This window comes from Verrucomicrobiales bacterium (assembly GCA_016793885.1).
Taxonomy (GTDB): Bacteria; Verrucomicrobiota; Verrucomicrobiia; order Limisphaerales; family UBA11320; genus UBA11320.
Window position 1 is genome coordinate 1 of the sequence record JAEUHE010000097.1, and the last position, 16,736, is coordinate 16,736.

General features: G+C 58.8%; 15 protein-coding genes. 4 read left to right on the plus strand and 11 right to left on the minus strand.

The window, feature by feature from the left end; translation table 11 throughout:
* Positions 1-284: 284 nt before the first annotated feature.
* The 5 genes from JNN07_11200 to JNN07_11220 form a co-directional block, all read right to left on the minus strand.
* Positions 285-1,286: a c-type cytochrome gene (locus JNN07_11200; protein MBL9168298.1), complete on the minus strand. Its 1,002-nt coding sequence runs from the start codon at positions 1,284-1,286 to the stop codon at positions 285-287.
* A gap of 151 nt (positions 1,287-1,437) precedes the next feature.
* Entirely contained in the window at positions 1,438-2,673 is a 1,236-nt protein-coding gene (locus tag JNN07_11205) for an outer membrane beta-barrel protein (GenBank protein MBL9168299.1), read from the minus strand.
* Positions 2,674-2,936: 263 nt separating this feature from the next.
* Positions 2,937-4,031, minus strand: a complete 1,095-nt coding sequence (locus tag JNN07_11210) for a zinc ribbon domain-containing protein (protein ID MBL9168300.1) — start codon at positions 4,029-4,031, stop codon at positions 2,937-2,939.
* A 6-nt stretch (positions 4,032-4,037) separates the two neighbouring features.
* Complete coding sequence (locus JNN07_11215) at positions 4,038-5,105, minus strand: SPFH domain-containing protein (protein ID MBL9168301.1); 1,068 nt, start codon at positions 5,103-5,105, stop codon at positions 4,038-4,040.
* A gap of 89 nt (positions 5,106-5,194) precedes the next feature.
* A complete protein-coding gene (locus JNN07_11220) occupies positions 5,195-5,947 on the minus strand; it encodes a hypothetical protein (GenBank protein ID MBL9168302.1) in 753 nt (250 codons plus the stop codon).
* 104 nt (positions 5,948-6,051) lie between these two features.
* Here JNN07_11220 and JNN07_11225 point away from each other — a divergent pair, with 104 nt between their 5' ends.
* Together JNN07_11225 and JNN07_11230 are read left to right on the plus strand one after the other, a co-directional pair.
* Entirely contained in the window at positions 6,052-6,555 is a 504-nt protein-coding gene (locus tag JNN07_11225) for a hypothetical protein (protein ID MBL9168303.1), read from the plus strand.
* A gap of 50 nt (positions 6,556-6,605) precedes the next feature.
* Complete coding sequence (locus JNN07_11230) at positions 6,606-8,483, plus strand: ABC-F family ATP-binding cassette domain-containing protein (GenBank protein MBL9168304.1); 1,878 nt, start codon at positions 6,606-6,608, stop codon at positions 8,481-8,483.
* On the opposite strand, the gene JNN07_11235 is transcribed toward JNN07_11230, so the two are convergent.
* Both JNN07_11235 and JNN07_11240 read right to left on the minus strand, forming a co-directional pair.
* Positions 8,462-9,403 carry a flippase-like domain-containing protein gene (locus tag JNN07_11235; GenBank protein ID MBL9168305.1) on the minus strand — a complete coding sequence of 314 codons (942 nt, stop codon included), beginning with the start codon at positions 9,401-9,403 and terminating at the stop codon, positions 8,462-8,464. The two genes, JNN07_11230 and JNN07_11235, sit on opposite strands and share 22 nt — an antisense overlap.
* Positions 9,404-9,517: 114 nt before the next feature.
* Positions 9,518-10,489: a sugar phosphate isomerase/epimerase gene (locus JNN07_11240; protein MBL9168306.1), complete on the minus strand. Its 972-nt coding sequence runs from the start codon at positions 10,487-10,489 to the stop codon at positions 9,518-9,520.
* 163 nt (positions 10,490-10,652) lie between these two features.
* On the opposite strand from JNN07_11240, the gene JNN07_11245 reads away from it, so the two are divergent.
* On the plus strand, positions 10,653-11,216 hold the full coding sequence (locus JNN07_11245; protein ID MBL9168307.1) for an HAD-IA family hydrolase: 564 nt from the start codon (positions 10,653-10,655) through the stop codon (positions 11,214-11,216).
* Between the two features lie 100 nt (positions 11,217-11,316).
* Here JNN07_11245 and JNN07_11250 read toward each other — a convergent pair whose 3' ends face one another.
* From JNN07_11250 to JNN07_11265, 4 genes are read right to left on the minus strand one after another with little or no spacing between them, the layout of a single operon-like run.
* Positions 11,317-13,476: a CPBP family intramembrane metalloprotease gene (locus tag JNN07_11250; GenBank protein ID MBL9168308.1), complete on the minus strand. Its 2,160-nt coding sequence runs from the start codon at positions 13,474-13,476 to the stop codon at positions 11,317-11,319.
* Positions 13,473-14,249 (minus strand): ABC transporter ATP-binding protein, encoded by a 777-nt coding sequence (locus tag JNN07_11255; protein ID MBL9168309.1) that lies wholly within the window; start codon positions 14,247-14,249, stop codon positions 13,473-13,475. Before JNN07_11255 ends, JNN07_11250 begins: the two co-directional genes overlap by 4 nt.
* A gap of 23 nt (positions 14,250-14,272) precedes the next feature.
* Complete coding sequence (locus tag JNN07_11260) at positions 14,273-14,962, minus strand: GNAT family N-acetyltransferase (GenBank protein ID MBL9168310.1); 690 nt, start codon at positions 14,960-14,962, stop codon at positions 14,273-14,275.
* Positions 14,952-15,779, minus strand: a complete 828-nt coding sequence (locus JNN07_11265) for a 1-acyl-sn-glycerol-3-phosphate acyltransferase (GenBank protein ID MBL9168311.1) — start codon at positions 15,777-15,779, stop codon at positions 14,952-14,954. Before JNN07_11265 ends, JNN07_11260 begins: the two co-directional genes overlap by 11 nt.
* 224 nt (positions 15,780-16,003) lie before the next feature.
* Here JNN07_11265 and JNN07_11270 point away from each other — a divergent pair, with 224 nt between their 5' ends.
* Entirely contained in the window at positions 16,004-16,735 is a 732-nt protein-coding gene (locus JNN07_11270; GenBank protein ID MBL9168312.1) for a type II secretion system protein, read from the plus strand.
* Position 16,736 lies beyond the last annotated feature (1 nt).

The following is a 16,736-nucleotide window of genomic DNA, read 5'->3' on the forward strand; positions in this document are numbered from 1 at the left end:
GATGGGGTTGTGGATTCTATGGCGTTTTCCCCAGGGTAGCTCGTTCCTCCCAACCCTGGGCTTTGAGGCGCAATCCCGTTGGGATAGGGAGGAAGCCCTCCGAACTTGTGGGTAATGCTCAGAGAGGTCTACCGCACTCCATACCGTCAAGCGCCGCGCGAAGCGTGTTGGAGTCGATCGGGAACCGATCCGACAAGGTTTATAGTTCCATAGTCCTGTAGCCCCCTACAGCTTTTCGCCCCCCCCCGGAGGGACCCCCTCAGCTGTGCGTTCCAACTCGTCGCTTACCTGGAAGCGACCTTATTCTTAGCCCGAGCTTTGTCGCTGAGGCTGTGCAGGAAAGCTACGACAGCTTGAGTCTCCTCGGCGGTCAACTGTTTGCCTAATTGCAGCAATCCCATGTCTTCGACCGCCCGCCCCAGACTGGACGCCGCCCCATCATGGAAATACGGGGCAGTGAGCCCAATGTTTCGCAGGCTGGGAACCTTGAATTTAAAACGATCATTCTCATCCTTCGTAATCTCCTCGCGACCCTTGTCTTTGAGATTCGGATAGGGATTCACCAGGCCCAGCTTGTGATAGGCGTTGCCCCCCAGAAGAGGGCCGTTATGGCAGGTCGTGCAACCCGTCGCCATAAACAGCTCCAAGCCTTTCCGTTCCACTCCCGATAGTGCTTGGTCATCGCCCTTCAGAAAATCGTCGAAACGATCGCGAGTCACCAGGGTCCGCTCAAAGGCAGCAATAGCCTTGGCCATATTGTCGTAGGTGATCGGGGATTTCTCGCCCGGGAATGCGGCCGCAAAAAGCGCCGGGTATTGTTTATCCCTCGAGAGTCGCTGAACGACTTCCGTTTCGTTGGGCATCGCCATTTCGACCGGGTTAAGCACGGGGCCTTTGGCCTGATCCTCCAACGTTGCCGCGCGGCCATCCCAGAACTGGGCGACATGGAATCCGGCGTTAAGCACCGTCGGCGCGTTGCGTCCGCCCCGCTTCCCAAAAGCGCCCGGTGAAAAAGCCTCGTTGTCGACCCCTCCGAGCCCAGCATCCACGCGATGACAGGAGTTACACGACTGACTCTCATTCACCGACAACCGCTTCTCATGGAAGAGCGTTCGTCCAAGGGCGATCCGCTCCCGAGAGTCCTTCTCTGCCCCCGGAACTTTGGCGGGCAGCGGGGCGATCACCGCCAGGGCGGCTTTCCGAAGTTCTGCCGGAGCTTTTGGGGCTTCTGCATATCCGTTCACCACAAGAAGCATCAACGAGCAAGAAAGAGTCAATCGTTTCATAGGTGTCATGAGGTTTAGCTTTCAACCAGTCGACGACATAACCTCCAGCAAACTTCGAGAGAAACCTCAGCATATCTTGCCATACAAAAAGCAAAACCCTCCTCCGGTTTCCCGGAGGAGGGTTTGTTGATAACTCGATCTTAAATCGAGATTAGAACTTGTAGATCACGTTCGCAGCGACCATGAGGGCGTTGCGGCGATCAGCTGCACCAGAAGCGTCTTCGCCGAAAGCGAGCGCGCCACCGTCAGCATCGTGGTCCCAGCGGACTTCGAGGCGGCTGATGACATTGGCCCAGAGGTCATACTGGACCGTGCCGGTCAGAGCCAGAACGCGGGAGGAGTTGGCGGAGAACACGCCAGCGGATTGCTCGAAATGCTCACCACGGACCAAGAAGGTCAACTTCTCAGTGGCCTTGATGGAAGCATACAGGGAGACCGCATCAGCGTGAGCCGAGGTGGTCGCGGTGCCGCTGCCGTTTTCGGTCCCGACGTAGTCATACGCCACACCGAACTTCACGCCCGTCCAGGGAGTGTTGATGGTCGCGCCGACATAGTAGTTCTGGATCGCAGGCTGGCCAGCGGTGCTCGCAGAATTGTCAGCACCGTTGATCACGCCCGCATACAGCATGGAACCAGCGAGGAAGCCGAAGCTATCCGGAGCCTTGATGGACAGAGAGCCCATATAGGTCTTGTAGCTCTCAGCGCGGTTCGGGTTCGAACGGCTGTTGATGCCAGGGCTGCGGGTATTCGCAACACCAGCGCTCACGCCGATCAGTTCGCTGACCTGGTAAGAGGCGAGCAGACCGGTATGGCTGGTCGGTTCGACACCGTAGCCATAGCTGTGGGTGTAGTGGGGGTTGTTGACGCGCTCAAAGGTTTCATAACCGATGATGGTGTCAAAGGCACCCATCTTGAAGTCGATGCCATTGCCAACCGGGGCGCGCAGGCTGACGTACGCCTGCTTGATGCCGACCGTACCAGCGCTCTGCGAGGACACGTTGCCACCCGCACCGCCGTTGGCGGTAGGATCCCACGAGGTTCCGTTGCTGAACGCGCTGCCGAATCCGGCCAGATCGTCACCGAAACCAAGGTCGACCCGATAACCAGCCGCCCAGTTGTCCTGAGCGTCCAGCGGCTTCTGAATCGTCAACTGAACATAGTTCAGGTTGAAGCCATCAGCCTTGCCAGCTCCGTTGAACGGAATCGCGGGGTTGTTGGCATTGCCAGTCCCGAGGTTCCACTGAGCCGATGTGTCGACGAACCCACTGATCGTAGTGGAAGACAGGGAAGTCAGGATGTGCTGACTCGCCTCTTCCGCCTGCATAACTCCAGGGAGGCTGACCAAACCGACGGCCGCCAAACCCAAAGTCCATTGATTCACTTTCATTCTCTGTTCCTCCGCGAATGTTTGTTTGCTTATCTTATCGCTGCTTGATTTCGACGGACAAAAACAGTTTGTCCATCCCACCAAAACGGTGCATTTGCGCGGTTACATAGGGTAAAAGTTCGGCACAACGCAATAAGTTTTTTCATCGCACGTGGAATAGAGGGGAAAATTTTGCCGCATGATTTTATCTATTAGCAGGGTTAAAGGCCTGCGCTCGGCTCCCTTTTTGGTCGGCCTTCGTGGGTAGGGAAATGTTCAGCGACTCAACGCTGCGAGAAGAAAACAACCGCCAGGATGAGACCGAGGATTCCTAGAACGAGGAAGAAAACTTTCACCCAACTCTTCGGGTATTCACCCGCAGTTTCACCTGTATAACCGTTCACGATCACCTGGAAGGATCGACTGCCATAAGTGTACGTGAGGAGCCAGATCGGCAGGAGCACATGCTTGAATGTTTGCGCGCTATAGTTTGCCTGCACCTGCAAGTTGCGGTGCGTGTCTCCGGGCACTTGAGCCGAGCAAAGATTCCTGACCTCAGAGTCCATCTGCTCCCGGGACCGCTCGGCCGCCGCACGGAGATCCACTTGATATTGCTCGACCACCCAGCCAGCCAGAAACCCCGCTTCATAGGGTACTAGCTCTTGAGTTGGAAATTGATCCACTTCGTCCAGCAGCTTGGGATGAACACCCCGACTGCCGGGAACCAGGGAGTCATCGAAGAAATGTTCCAAATGCCCAGCGCTGGACTGCCATCGCACCCGCTGGACCCGCCGCGTCAAGGTCTTCCCGCTGGCATCCCGATACTGTTCGGTCTCGTAGTAGTAGTAACCTGATTCAGCGGTCCAGGCGGCAGAGACGCGGGCATCAAACGTCCAGTAGGGGATATACACGCCGTGAAGGGTGTCGGTGAGCGCCCGGGATTTAAGCTTGTTCGGAGCGAGCCATCGATGGCCATACCAAACGCGAATGTTCTCCCGCACAGCGGATTCGGCGATCTTGAATGGAAGCAGGCTCTCCGGGCTGATGGGCGCCCGGGTTTGCTCGTAGGCCAAGAGCTGAGCCGAACCACAGAAGTCACACCGCTGAGCGACTCGCTTCGGATCGAAGACCGAAATGGCCTGGCAACTCTGACACTTAACGGACGTGCGTTCCGCCTTCCAGCCCCGGGCATCATCCGGAACCTGTCGCAAGGCAGCAACCAAGTCGTGCTCGTGAATCTCACCAGTGGTGGGATCGGGCTGCCCCGGAACGACTGTCCCGCAATAGCCACATACCAAAGCCTGCTTGCCTGGATTCCAATGGGCATCCGCACCGCAGCTGGGGCAGTGGAATTTATTGCGGGCGACGGCTTCCTGCATGGCCGCTTATTTGAGGAACTCCTCGATCGCCGCCCGGGTGATGCGATAAGCGCTACCTATCTTCTTGGCCTTAAGGTCGCCGGCCGTGATGCTGGAAAGCACATCGGCCTCCGTCACGCCCAACAAACGCGCCGCGTCCGCCGGGCTGAGTAAATCCACTGACAGGCCAGTCGCGGGCGCCGAAGCCGCCGCTGCCGTCGGCAGAGGGGGCGGCTGAGGAGCGCTGCTGAGGGCTCCCTGCTGAACCAGCTGATTGGCCATGGCAAATCCCATCGCCATCTCCGCCGGGCCACTGGCAGCACCACCACCCTTGCCAAGGCTCTCTGCCATCTGAAACTTCACATAGTCGTTGAGATTGCCGATCGCGGACATGCTGGAACGCTTATCCATAGCCTGCTCCACCTCAGGCGGAACCGACACGTTCTCGATCACGAACGAGGTGATCTGGATCCCATACTTGGACTGGGTGATCGGGTTGATCGCCGGCAGCAAGGCATCACCCAACTCAGAGTAACGCGTCGCGACATCCAAAACCGGCACCCTGGCTTCGGCGAGTGCCTCGCTGAAAATGCTCACGATGCGAGACCGCATCACGTCGGCAAACTCGTCGAGCCGGAAATGATTGTCGGTCCCAGCCACCTCCTTCAAAAAGAGCTTCGGATCCACGATCTTGAAATCGTAAGTTCCGAAGGCGCGGGCCCGGACGATGCCCAGGTCATTGTCGCGCATCATCACCGGATTCGAAGTCCCCCACTTGTTGCCAGTGAAGGTGCGGGTGACGACATAATAGACGTCTGCCTTGAAGGGAGACTCAAACCCGTACTTCCATCCCTTGAGCTTGGTCAGAATCGGGATGTTGTCGGTATTGAGGGTGTGCTTGCCCGGGCCGAATGTATCGCCGAACTCACCTACGTAGACAAACTGCACCACCTGAGACTCCCGCACGATGAGCTGCGCGCCTCGCTTGATAGCTTTGTCATCGTCCGGAAAACGGTAGGAAAGCGTGTCCCGGGAATCGTCCGTCCACTCGATAATCTCGAGTAACTCCCCTTTGATAAAGTTAAGGATACCCATGGGCTGAACTATGCACCAACGTGCCGATTCGTCCATTCCAGAGTTGAGGGAAATGGGGGTCCTCGAGTTGCGGCCAATGTAAAGAGGCCCTACCGCTTTTTCGGACTGAAACCCGGCGGAAGCCCTCCGGTGGAGGGAGGCTCGGGAGGCGGCGACGGGGGAACATCTGCCTCAGGCGCCGATTGCCCCAAACGTTCCCGCGCCTTCTTGGCCGGGGCGCTTTCCGGATGTTGAGTGCTAATGCGTTTCAGCCACTCCACCGCCTTATCCGTCTGGTTCAGCTTTCCCGAGTAGAGATTGGCGAGGCGGATCGCGGTCCAGCCCCACCGGTCGGGGTTGAACTTGTGTTTGAGGACCTCCTCCAGCTCCAAGGCGGCGGCCAGGTGATTTTCGAGATCTTGCTCGTAAATCTCGGCAATACGGATCGCAGCATAGATCTCACCCGGATGCTTCTTGAGGAACTCGCGCATGAGACCGATCGCCTCCAGGTGCTTCCCATCCAGAGCCACCTGCTCGGCATGATCGTAGTCGGGATTGTGAACCCCCTCCAGGTTGTCATTGTAGAGAAAGTCGGTGGTGCGATTAGCGAACCACCGCGAAACCTCCATGGAGATCAGGAACGCCAAACCGATGGCGGCACCCATGAAGCCAAAGGCATAACCCATCATCCGCCCCTGCGCGCCACTGTTGAATCGCTGAGGCGAGGTGTCGCCGTCTCCCTCGACACGGGGAGTGGCAGCCGCCTCGTTGGATGCCTTATAGTTCTTATAAAACCCACCGGCCGTCCATAGCGTGCAGGCGGTGAGCACAAGATATAAGACTGCTTTCAACCATGGCTTCATAGCTTCGCGGGGAATAGTGCATTTGAAAGGGGTCCAGCGGGAAGCGATTTCTTCTATTTCCCTGCATTGCCTCCGCCTGAAGCACCCGCTAGAGTTGGCAGCTGATGCAACCAACCGGTTTTCATCGATGGCTATCCTCGGGCCGCCACTTGGCGTGTTGCCTGCTCCTGATCCTCGGGAGCGGGTGTTCCTCTTTCAATCGTCATTGGAAGGAGGCCGCCCAGAATCCCAGCTCCTCGCCTGGCTTGGTCGGAGCGTGGGACGGGACCTGGGTTAGCGAAGCCTCGGGGCATCAAGGGCGGCTACGCTGTCTGATTCAGCAGCAAAGCGCCACCCACTATCAGGCCTGGTTCCGGGCAAACTATGCACGGATCTTCAACGTCGGCTACAAGGTGTCGCTCCAGGTCCGCTCAACCGAGGATCGTCAGGTCTTTCAGGGCGAGGCCAACCTCGGGTCGTTAGTCGGGGGAGTCTACACTTATGAGGGTTACGCCACCGCAACAAACCTCTTCTCCACTTACCGCTGTCGCATCGATCATGGCCGGTTCGAGCTGAACCGCCCCCCTGCCGGCCCTGCAGCGGCGTCGGAGCCCAAAGGCCGCCCGTGAAACCTGCCCTCCTGATCTTGCTTTTCCCGTCCTAAACTTCGTTCCCCCGCATGCTCACCATCTCTGGACTCTGCAAACACTACGGTAGTCGCACCCTTTTTGAGGATGCCTCCCTCCAAATCACCCGCGGCGAGCGCATCGGACTGGTGGGACCCAACGGAGCGGGCAAGTCGACCCTGTTCCAGCTGGTGCTCGGCTTTGAAGGACCGGACGACGGCCAGATTGTCTTCGAACGCGGCACCCGGGTTGGCCACCTTCCCCAGGAGAGCCTGCCGGTCGAACATGAAACCGTGCTGGAATTGGCCACGACGCAGCGTCTCCATTTCCATTCGGACAGTGCCCAGACGCACGACGAATTCGAACATCCCGAGGATTATCAATCGGTCGTGAAGGCCAAGCGAATCCTCCGCGGACTCAGCTTTCGAGAAAAGGACTTCGACCGTCCGGCGCGCGAACTGAGCGGGGGCTGGATCATGCGAGCCCACCTGGCCCGCCTGCTCGTTCAAGAGCCCGACCTGCTCATGCTGGACGAGCCAACCAACCATCTCGATCTGGAGTCCCTCATCTGGCTTCAAGATTACCTGGTGAACTATCCCGGCGCGCTTCTGACCATCTCTCATGATAGGGAATTCCTGAATCGCTTGGTGGGAGGGATCGCCGAGATTCGCAACAGCCAACTGCTCCGCTATCGCGGCAACTACGACGAATACCTGGTTCAGCGTGAAGCCTTTGAGGAGCAGCAGCTGGCCGCGTATAAGAGCCAGCAGCGGGAGATCGAGAGGCTGATGCTGTTTGTCAACCGCTTCCGGGCCAAGAACACCAAGGCCGCCCAGGCGCAGAGCAAGCTGAAGCAGGTCGAGCGCATGGAGAAAATCGCCGCGCCGGAGGATGAATCCAAAGGGATTAAGTTCCGTTTTCCGCAGCCGGAGCGGAGCGGACAAAAGGTGATTACCCTGGCCAACATCCATCACTCCTACGGGCCCAACCCGGTTTACCAAGGGATGGAGTTCCAAGCGGAACGGGGGCAACGGATCGTGCTGGTAGGTCCCAACGGAGCCGGCAAATCGACGCTGCTTAAAATCCTCGCCGGCGTAGTCACGCCCCAGTCAGGCACGCGCGAGCTGGGCTACAAAGTTAAATTCGGCTATTTCGCCCAGCATCGGGTGGAGATGCTCCAGGCGGACCGCTCCGTGATGGAGGAGGCGCTCGACACCCCTCAGCGCGTGACCGAGGAGTTTATCCGCACTGTGCTCGGTTGTTTTCTGTTCCGCGGCGACGACGTTTTCAAGCCGGTGAAGGTCCTCAGCGGCGGAGAGAAGAGTCGCCTGGCGCTGGTCAAGTTGCTATTGGATCCGCCCAACCTGCTCCTGATGGACGAGCCGACCACGCACTTGGACATGGCGAGCATCGAGGCGTTGATCTACGCGCTTGATCAATTCGAAGGCACGCTGATCTTCATCAGCCATGATGTGTTCTTCATTCGGGCTCTGGCCAACCACGTCATCCATGTTCAAGACGGGGTGCTGACCCCATACTCTGGGGACTACGATTACTACCTCGAGAAGAAGGCCGAGAAGCAGGCTCGGGAGCAGACTCGCCAAGCGGCGGTGAATCCGACCGGGGCAGGCGGAGGCACGAAGTCCGCCCCGAAATCGAAGGAGGACCGACGCCGTCAAGCGGAGGAACGGCAAGCGCGCTCCCAGGAACGGCGTGAACTCCAGGCCCAGGTGAAGAACCTGGAAACGATGATTCACGAACTGGAAAGCAAGCAGGCTTTGTTGACGCAGGAGCTGGAGCAGCCGGAGACTCACCAAAAGAGCGGGCGCGGATTCGAGATCAGCCAGGAGTTGAGCACGATCAGCGACCGCCTCGGGGCGCTTAACGTTCAATGGGAGAGGGCCGCGACTCAGCTTTCCGGACTGGATTGATCCGCGCCACCGCGCCAGAGCAAGACCGCCCCTGCCGCCGCCCAGAGCAGGTTGACCGACAGGGTCAGCAGGCTGGCGCTGAAGGCCGTTGCACTGGTGATGCCAAAAGTGGTCCAGAGCAAGATGGCGGCACCCTCGCGGGCGCCGGCCCCTGAAATGGTGATCGGAACCGACGCCATCAGCCCAATCACCGGGAACGTCCACAGCAGTTCCACCCAAGGAATAGGAGCGATCGCAACCGCTCGAAGGCAGCAACCGAGGATCACCGAGACCATAACTTGGATGAGAAATCCAACCAGCACCGCCGCGAGAGCCACACCGGAGCGGGAGCGCAAGGCGCGAGCCGCCTTCGACATCTCCAACCAGAACCGCCGCAACGCAGGCAGCCAGTGGGCGCGAAACACCACTGCCAGGACAGCCATAATCACCAGTACGATCCCCAGTCCCAAGGCGATTTTCCCAACCGGAACCCATTCCACTCCCTGCCAGTGAATCCGGGGAGCCGCCCACAGACCATAGCCCAAGGTGGCCAATGCGTAGAGGATGGTGCTGAGCGCTCCGGTGGAGCGATCCAGCACCGAAGCGGCCAGCAGCCGTGGCACCGGAAAGCCGAACCATCGAGAATAAAGGGTTGCCTTGGCGAGGTCACTGACAGCAGCACCAAAGAATAAAGCGGAGAAGCAATGCCCGATCAGAGTCAGCCGCCAAGAAGTCCGAAAATTAATCGCAGTGCCGGTGACCTTCAGCATCTGATGCCAGCGCCAGCTGCTGAGGCTTACGGAGATGAGAAAGGCACCCAGCGCCCCTAAAAACCACAGCGGCCGCATCTGCTTGAGCTGCTGAAGCAAGTCGATCCGATCGAGGCGGCGGGCGATCAAAACCAGGGCGACCCCGGAAACGACCAGGGCAAGAGCGCGCATCGGAGAAAGAAATCTCCGGAGAACGCTGGGTTCCGAAACAGCTTCACTCATGCGGGCGCACCGTAGGCGAGCCCACTTCTGGGTTCAACCGCCGTTTGCTCAGAGCCCCAAGGCTCACAGTCCAAAAGCCTTCTGCATCTGCTCGCGAACTTCTTTCAGTCGCTTGACCCCGCCCCCGCCCACTTCCGCCGTGGCCCAGCCCGCAAAGCCGATGTCTGTGAGCGCCTTTCGGACCTGATCCCAGGGAAGGTCATCCTCAGGACTGGTGATATCCACGAACTTGTTTTTCGCCCGGCTGAAACCCTTGACGTCCAGTTTGACACAACGCGTCCCGAACGCCCGGATCCAGTCGCCCGGCTGACCATACTTCCAATGATTTCCGATATCGTAATACATGCCCACCCAAGGGCTTTGGAAACTGTCAACGAACCGGATAAAACGGTCGGGGGACTGTTCCGGACCCTTATCATGGTCATACATCATCCCGTTCCAAACGTTTTCAAAAAGAATGCGCTGCCCCAACGAGGCGGCCAAAGGAATCAAGGAGCGAATTTCTTGACGGCAGCGCTCCTCGATCTCGGCCGCCGGACCGTCCTCGGCCTTGCCGATGACAATAAGAATGCCGCTGCCTCCCGCCGCTTGAGAGACTCGGAGGCAATGCTCGACATTCTTGCGGCTCTCGGCGCGCTCCTCATCTTTGGGGCTGGTGAGCCGCTTGCTCCAATGCGTGTGGTTGATCGCGTTGTGCACGAACACACCTGACTTCTCCACCGCCTCGCGGGCCTGCTCACGCGTGTAGGCACCGGCCTCGTCAAAGTCCACGCCGTCGAATCCAGCTTCACCCGCGAGAGAGAGCCGCTCCGGAAGCGACAACTTCTTGCCACCCACCTCTCGAGCGATCATTCCCAGTTTACACGAGAGCAGCAGCCGCTTGCCCTCGGGAGGAAGGACGCTGCGAGTCAAGGCAGCATCCGCGGCCAAGACCGGAGCAGCAGAGGAGATAGCGGCCACGGCTCCCACTCCGCCGGTGAGGCCGGCACGCCCAAGAAAGGAGCGGCGGTCGATGCGATTGATGTGATGACTCATAGGTTTTAAGCGTTCAAGAACACGTCCAATAAAGCGGGCCAGTGGCCCATTATCAAGCACTCCCGCTTCGAACGCCGCTCGATTTCCTTCTATCCCCCAAGAACTCCAACGGCTAGGCTTTTCCCAATCGAAGGGCGGACGCTCCGCCAAACCATTGTTATCCATGATTCAAGGCATTGTTTTTGATTGTGACGGCACGCTGGCGGACACCATGCCCCTGCACTGGGAGGCCTGGCAAACCGTCACGCGGCGCCACGGCATTCTGTTCACGGAGGAGCGCTTCTACGCACTGGGAGGAGTTCCATCCCACCATATCCTGCAAACACTCGCTCAGGAGCAGAAACTGGCCATCAATCCCCAGGCGGTAGCCAAGGAAAAGGAAGACACTTACCTTCAGACGCTCGGGCATGTCCGCCCCATCGAGGCGGTCGTCGAGGTGGCCCGAACCCATCACGGCAAGCTGCCGATGGCCGTGGCTTCTGGCGGGACCCGGGAGATCATCAATTTGGTGCTACGCCATCTCAAGATCCATCACCTCTTCCAAGCGGTGGTCACCAGCGAAGACGTCCTACGTCAGAAGCCCGCGCCTGACATTTTTCTGGAGGCGGCCCGACGCATCGGCATCGCGCCCGACCGCTGCCGGGGCTATGAAGACACCGACTTGGGGATGAGCGCCATTCGCGCCGCCGGCATGGAAGCAATCGATGTTCGTGATCTGATCCGCTAGCAGTAAACACCAACATTAACCACGGATCGCCCAGATGGCGCGGATGGGAAGAGAAGTTTGAGAGTTCTGATCCGATCCGTGGAATCAGCGAAATCCGTGGTTAGTCCATCCCCGGTTTTCGATGAGCTGCAAGAGATCCGGGGTTCGTCGGCTCCGGATTCCCCCGTCGGATGAGGAACAAACCCAGGGCCGTGACCGCAGCCGCGCCCAAGCAAAGACTCCAGGGCATGTAAGTCATCTCGTGGAAACCCCAACGTCGCGCCAGCTCCGGCTGATGAAGCAAGGTCACCAAGAGACTGTTATTGATGGCGTGGATGAGAATTCCGGTCCACATCGACCGGGATCGGCAGGTCGAGTAACCGATGATGAGCCCCAGAACAAACGTGGGCAGCAATCGATAGATGGAGGAGTGAGCAACGGCGAACAGGAGCGATGAGATCACCAAGGCAGGCCACAGCCCGGCACGACGGAAACCCGCGAGAATCAGTCCGCGAAAAAACAGCTCCTCGCAGACGGCGGGAGTGACGCCAAGCAATAGCCACACGGTCCACAGCGGCAGGTTCTGTCCCTCAAAGAGAAGAACATTCTCGAGCGCCTTGGTGAAGCTCTCCGGCGGCGGGAAGACCCGAGTCACAATCCCAGCGGTGACACCCCAGGCAGAGAATCCGATCAACACCGCACCCACCCAAGATAAAGCGGAAGGCGCACGGAGCTGGTAGGTCTCGCGCAGGGAAAAACCCCAGCGCCAGCCAATGAGGACGTTCGGCAGGAGAAAGAATCCCAGCTGCGTTACCAAAATCATGGTCACGGTCCCAGCCCCCTGCAGCAGCTGACTGGCATAGAACACCACCACAAAGACAACCGCAAAGCTGGTCACGGCGAACGTGGGAGTGGGCACCAGCCGACGCACAGGATCCCATTTCAACAAACTCCGCCAGGAATCCCGCCCCCCTAGCAGGATTTGCTCCTGTTGAAAAACCCTGGCCGCGAAGGAGAGCGCCAGCCAGGCGTAGAGAATCGATGAGAGGAGCGTGAAGAACACCAACTGAGGTTTCGCCTCCGACAGGAACACACTCTTGATCAGGAGGGCAATGTTGACCAGTGGCACAAAGGAGGTCCAGGCGTCCAACTCCACACTGGGTAAGGTCGTGGCCCCCACCGGCAAGGTGAGCAGGAGCATCATTGGTGTCAGCAAATTCTGGCCATCCTTGAAATCACGAGCAAACACCGCGATCGCAAGAAACACGGCGGTAAGCATGAAAGTCGCCGGGAGCAACACAAGAAACGCCAGCAGGTAGCTGTTGAGCGGAGTGGGCAGACTGCCCAAGGAATTCAGGAGCCGTGCGAAGGTCGCAGCCATGCTCGTCAGGTTCGCCAATGTCGTCAGCAGGACGATCACCCAGGCGGCCAGGAACTTTCCGGCGATGATCTCGATGCTGGAGAGTGGAGCGCACAGGAGGGTTTGCAGCGTGTTTCGTTCCTTCTCCCCCGCGGTCAGGTCAATGGCGGCGTACAAGCCCCCCGACGCCGAGAGCAGAATCAGGAGAAAGGGCAGCATGGACCCGAGAAATTGGCCGACCTGCCTTTCCTTCGAAGCCACATTCACCGCCCTCACCGACAAGGCGTGCGAAAACCCGTCTGGCAACTGTCGGCTCCGTTCCCGCTGATAGACCTGGTTGGTTCGAAAGGTTTCCAAGGTCTCGATCAAGCGGTCGTGCGCCTTGAGCGACCCGTCCCGTGCCGAATCAAACATCACGAAGGAACGTGCCAAGCCCGCCCCGCCCAAGCTGGCTTCGAAGCCGGGCCACAGCACCAACACCGCATCCACCTTCCGCGCCAGGAGCAAAGCCCTCGCCTCCGCGACCAGCGGGTGCGCTGGAACAGCGGCACTAGCCCCGTTGGTCGATGGACCGGCACCCTTGGCGGCCTCGGGGGCTAGAGGAGTCGGCAGGGACAGCTGGCCAGATTCCAACGCCTGCTTAACGGTGTCCGACAGTCCGAACCCGGCCAGAAGTTCGAACCGATTCGTCTGCTGCAAGTTCGGCTCAAGGGATGCTGGAATCGTGCCCCAAACGGCTGTCCTGGAACGGGCTGCCTCCTGCGCCTCATTCTGCGTCTCCTTCAGCTTGGTCAGCGCAATCGCAATCAATGGATACAATAGCACTGGCAGCCCAACCGCCATCAGCAGGGTGCGACGATCCCGGAGCGTCTCGGTCAACTCTTTCGCAAACAGCGTATAGATCAGGTGCCAGCGCATCATGCGGGGTCATTGCGACCTTTAGACTCACTTCGTTTGGCCAACTGCAGGAAGGCGTCGGTGAGGTTCGAACAACCGGACCGTTCGAGAATTCCCGCCAAGGTGCCATGCTCGACGATTTCGCCCCCGTGGACCAAGTAAATGCGGTCACAGAGATACTCCACCTCACTCATAATATGGGTCGAAAAGAGGATCGCCTTTTGGGCGGCGCGTTCGCGCCGGATGGCTTCCACGATAAACTGGCCGCTCCAAACATCTAGCGTCGCCGTCGGCTCGTCCAAGATGAGCAGTTCAGGCCGGTGTAGAAACGCTCGAGCGATGTTCGCCCGCTGCTTCTGTCCGGAACTCAGAGCGCCACAAGGCCGATTCGCAAAGGATCCCATGTCCAACTCCTGGATGAGACGATCCACCGTCTCCGACAGAACCGCCGTGGGGACCTCATACAGGCGTCCGAAAAACAGCAGCATCTCGCGCGGCGACAACCGACGATAGAGCTGTGTATCTCCTGACAAAAACCCAATGCGCTTTTTGGCAAGCAAAGGCTGGGCATGAAGATCTGTCCCGAGCACGGTCACAGTTCCGGAGGTAGGGCTTAAGATCCCGGCGAGCATCCGCAGGGTGGTGGTCTTGCCCGCTCCGTTGGGTCCCAACAGCCCAACCACCTCCCCAGGATGGACCTGAAGGCTCACCTGGTTTACCGCTGTGAAATCCCCGAACTGTTTAACCAGGCCGTTCGCGACGAGCGTGGCCGGAGACGCTGCTGAAGAGGATGCCACGTCCTGTGAGCTCCCCATGGCGCTCAACCCCGCGCCTGCGAGAAGTGGGTTTCAGGATCCAAAAGAACGGCGCGATGATGCGCCTCAGTCCAATCCTCAGTCAGAAAGCGGTAGATCCAGCCGCCCTCTTTCCGAAGTCGGTTATACGCTTCCTTCAAGTCCAGCAGCATGGTGATACGTCGGCACGGGCAGTTCAGCTCGCCCGTATCGTGGGTCGCCACGGTCTGAAAACCCATCACCCGCCGATGAAAGTCATAGGGGCTGTTGGCCTCGCCTTCAAACACATCGGTGATGTAGTGGGTATAGTCGCGCTCGATTGTCTCCCTGACGGCAGCCCGCATCAGCGCACCCACAATCACGATGAACTTGCGATAATCGGGCAGCACGGCGAATCGGCCGATCTCGGCGATTCGGTTTTCCTTAAGGAAGGTCTCCAGATCCAGGTTCGCCTGGGTCATCTTAAAGCCATAGTTCCGATAGAGCTCGATCGGAAGGTTGTAGAGCACGCGCAGCACCGCGACCGGAGTCTGATCGACCCGCACGACAAACCAAGACATCCCATCGTTGCCCAGGTCGGCCTGCGAAACGAGCTTCTCGTCCGCCTGCACCCAGTTCTTCTCGTCTCGATAGATAGCCCGCATGACCGTCAGCGCCTGCTGGCGCCCGGCTTCATCTTCCACGCGGATCACACTCACTCGATCTTTAAGCGACATATCTGGTCCTCTGGTTGTCCGGGGTCCACTGCTTGCCGGAAAGGCTAGAGATTGCCTGCATGATTTGCCCATGCCAATCACGAATCTCATGAACTTCAGGTTCGCCTCCCCCTCGCACCTCGGGCGGGAAAAGGGGCTGCCCGAACTCAATCACCATGGGTTCCAAGTCCCCCACGCGGCTGCCCGGACGACCTTGGGGAAACCGAATGCCCACCGGCACCACCGGCACCCGGCAAGCGAGCGACAGCTGAGCGACGCCGCTTTGTCCGCGAAGCAAACGGCTTCGATCCCGGTTCATCGTGCCTTCAGGATAGAGCCCGATCGGCCGTTTCTGCGCCAGAAACCGACGCGCTTGATCGAAAGCGGACAGCGGATTCTCATAGCGTTTCCTCACGAGGTTCATCCACTTAAACTTCGCGTTCTTGCGGGTCACAATGATGGGTTCGTTGAGCAGGACGATGCGGCCAATCAGGGGGTAGAGCAGGACCAGCCAGTCAGTCAGAAAATGAACCATCTTCCCACGCCGATTCAATGCCAGCAGCGAAGGCAGCAACAGGGCCTCCAGCCGCTGGGAGTGATTGGGAGCCAAGATGAACGGATCGCAAGCCTCCTGAATGTGCTGCAAACCCTTAACCTCCAGGACTCGGGATCGAAACACACCCAACAAAAGCCGAATCCAGAAGCGCGTGAAAAATTTATTCGCTAAGTGATCCAACGGAGCCCGCCAGATCAGCCCCCACGTCAGTGCTGCCGGAATTTCGTCAGCCGCCTTAGGCTGAGACAACCCTACCGGAGACTGTGACTCGACTTTCTGCATGAGCTACTTTTACCTACCGTCATTGACGACACCAAGTCTGGCCAGGTCCAAGCCCAGAGGACCCTGATCCAGATGCTTGAGCGCTGGCCGGATCGGTAGATTAGCATTACACCCGGCCCAGGACTGCTTTCACAAGGGGAAAATCTCGTGACATCTCGCCACCACGCCGGTCTATAGTCTTAACCATGCGGTTTGGGGCTCAGCACAACTCCCCGGAACGACCCATGACAGACCACGGCCGGGAGTGCCCTGGTACTGCCGAAGGCTCCCTCGTCCTGTCCACCCGCAAAGCTCCTGCTGGATTTACAATTCCTGAACTGTGCATCACTTTGCTAGCGATAGGGTTACTCGCGCTGGTCGCCGTGGCTCGACTGCGCGACATGCGGCAAACGAACCGCCGAAACCCGCTGCAATGTCAGGAAAACCTTCGGTTCATCGCGATCGCCTTGCAGGACTTTGCCACCGACCACGAGGATCGTTTCCCCTGGGAAGTTCCACACGCTCAAGGGGGCAGTGAAGAGGCGATTCCGAGCGGACAGGCTTCCCCCCACTTCCGAAGCCTGACCAACACCATCCGAAACACCCGCACCTTGCTCTGCCCTATGGACCCCATGCGGTACCGAGGAGCGACGCTTACCTCGCTGGATGACTCAGCCATCAGCTACTTCTTGAATATCAGCGCTCGCCGCGGGAGCAAGAATGCGATCCTGGCCGGAGACCGAACCATCTCCACCACTCCAGACAACACCACCGGAGGTATCGACATCACGAGCAAGTCCGTCCTCCAGTGGACTCTGCCAGCTCCCGATGAGCCAGGACACCAGGAGATCAGAACCCATGAAACCACCGGCAATCTAGTGCTCAACAATGGGAGCCTCATGGAAACGACTTCCTTTCAGCTTCAGCGGGTCATCCGAGCTCTCGGAACAAACACCCACCGTTTCATCCTGCCTTAAT

Coding starts and splice junctions, on each gene's coding strand:
- JNN07_11235 (MBL9168305.1), bottom strand. CDS start 9,403: ATGCGCGCTCTTGCCCTGGTCGTTTCCGGGGTCGCCCTGGTTTTGATC.
- JNN07_11220 (MBL9168302.1), bottom strand. CDS start 5,947: ATGAAGCCATGGTTGAAAGCAGTCTTATATCTTGTGCTCACCGCCTGC.
- JNN07_11230 (MBL9168304.1), top strand. CDS start 6,606: ATGCTCACCATCTCTGGACTCTGCAAACACTACGGTAGTCGCACCCTT.
- JNN07_11245 (MBL9168307.1), top strand. CDS start 10,653: ATGATTCAAGGCATTGTTTTTGATTGTGACGGCACGCTGGCGGACACC.
- JNN07_11205 (MBL9168299.1), bottom strand. CDS start 2,673: ATGAAAGTGAATCAATGGACTTTGGGTTTGGCGGCCGTCGGTTTGGTC.
- JNN07_11250 (MBL9168308.1), bottom strand. CDS start 13,476: ATGATGCGCTGGCACCTGATCTATACGCTGTTTGCGAAAGAGTTGACC.
- JNN07_11200 (MBL9168298.1), bottom strand. CDS start 1,286: ATGAAACGATTGACTCTTTCTTGCTCGTTGATGCTTCTTGTGGTGAAC.
- JNN07_11260 (MBL9168310.1), bottom strand. CDS start 14,962: ATGTCGCTTAAAGATCGAGTGAGTGTGATCCGCGTGGAAGATGAAGCC.
- JNN07_11270 (MBL9168312.1), top strand. CDS start 16,004: ATGACAGACCACGGCCGGGAGTGCCCTGGTACTGCCGAAGGCTCCCTC.
- JNN07_11225 (MBL9168303.1), top strand. CDS start 6,052: ATGCAACCAACCGGTTTTCATCGATGGCTATCCTCGGGCCGCCACTTG.
- JNN07_11215 (MBL9168301.1), bottom strand. CDS start 5,105: ATGGGTATCCTTAACTTTATCAAAGGGGAGTTACTCGAGATTATCGAG.
- JNN07_11265 (MBL9168311.1), bottom strand. CDS start 15,779: ATGCAGAAAGTCGAGTCACAGTCTCCGGTAGGGTTGTCTCAGCCTAAG.
- JNN07_11210 (MBL9168300.1), bottom strand. CDS start 4,031: ATGCAGGAAGCCGTCGCCCGCAATAAATTCCACTGCCCCAGCTGCGGT.
- JNN07_11240 (MBL9168306.1), bottom strand. CDS start 10,489: ATGAGTCATCACATCAATCGCATCGACCGCCGCTCCTTTCTTGGGCGT.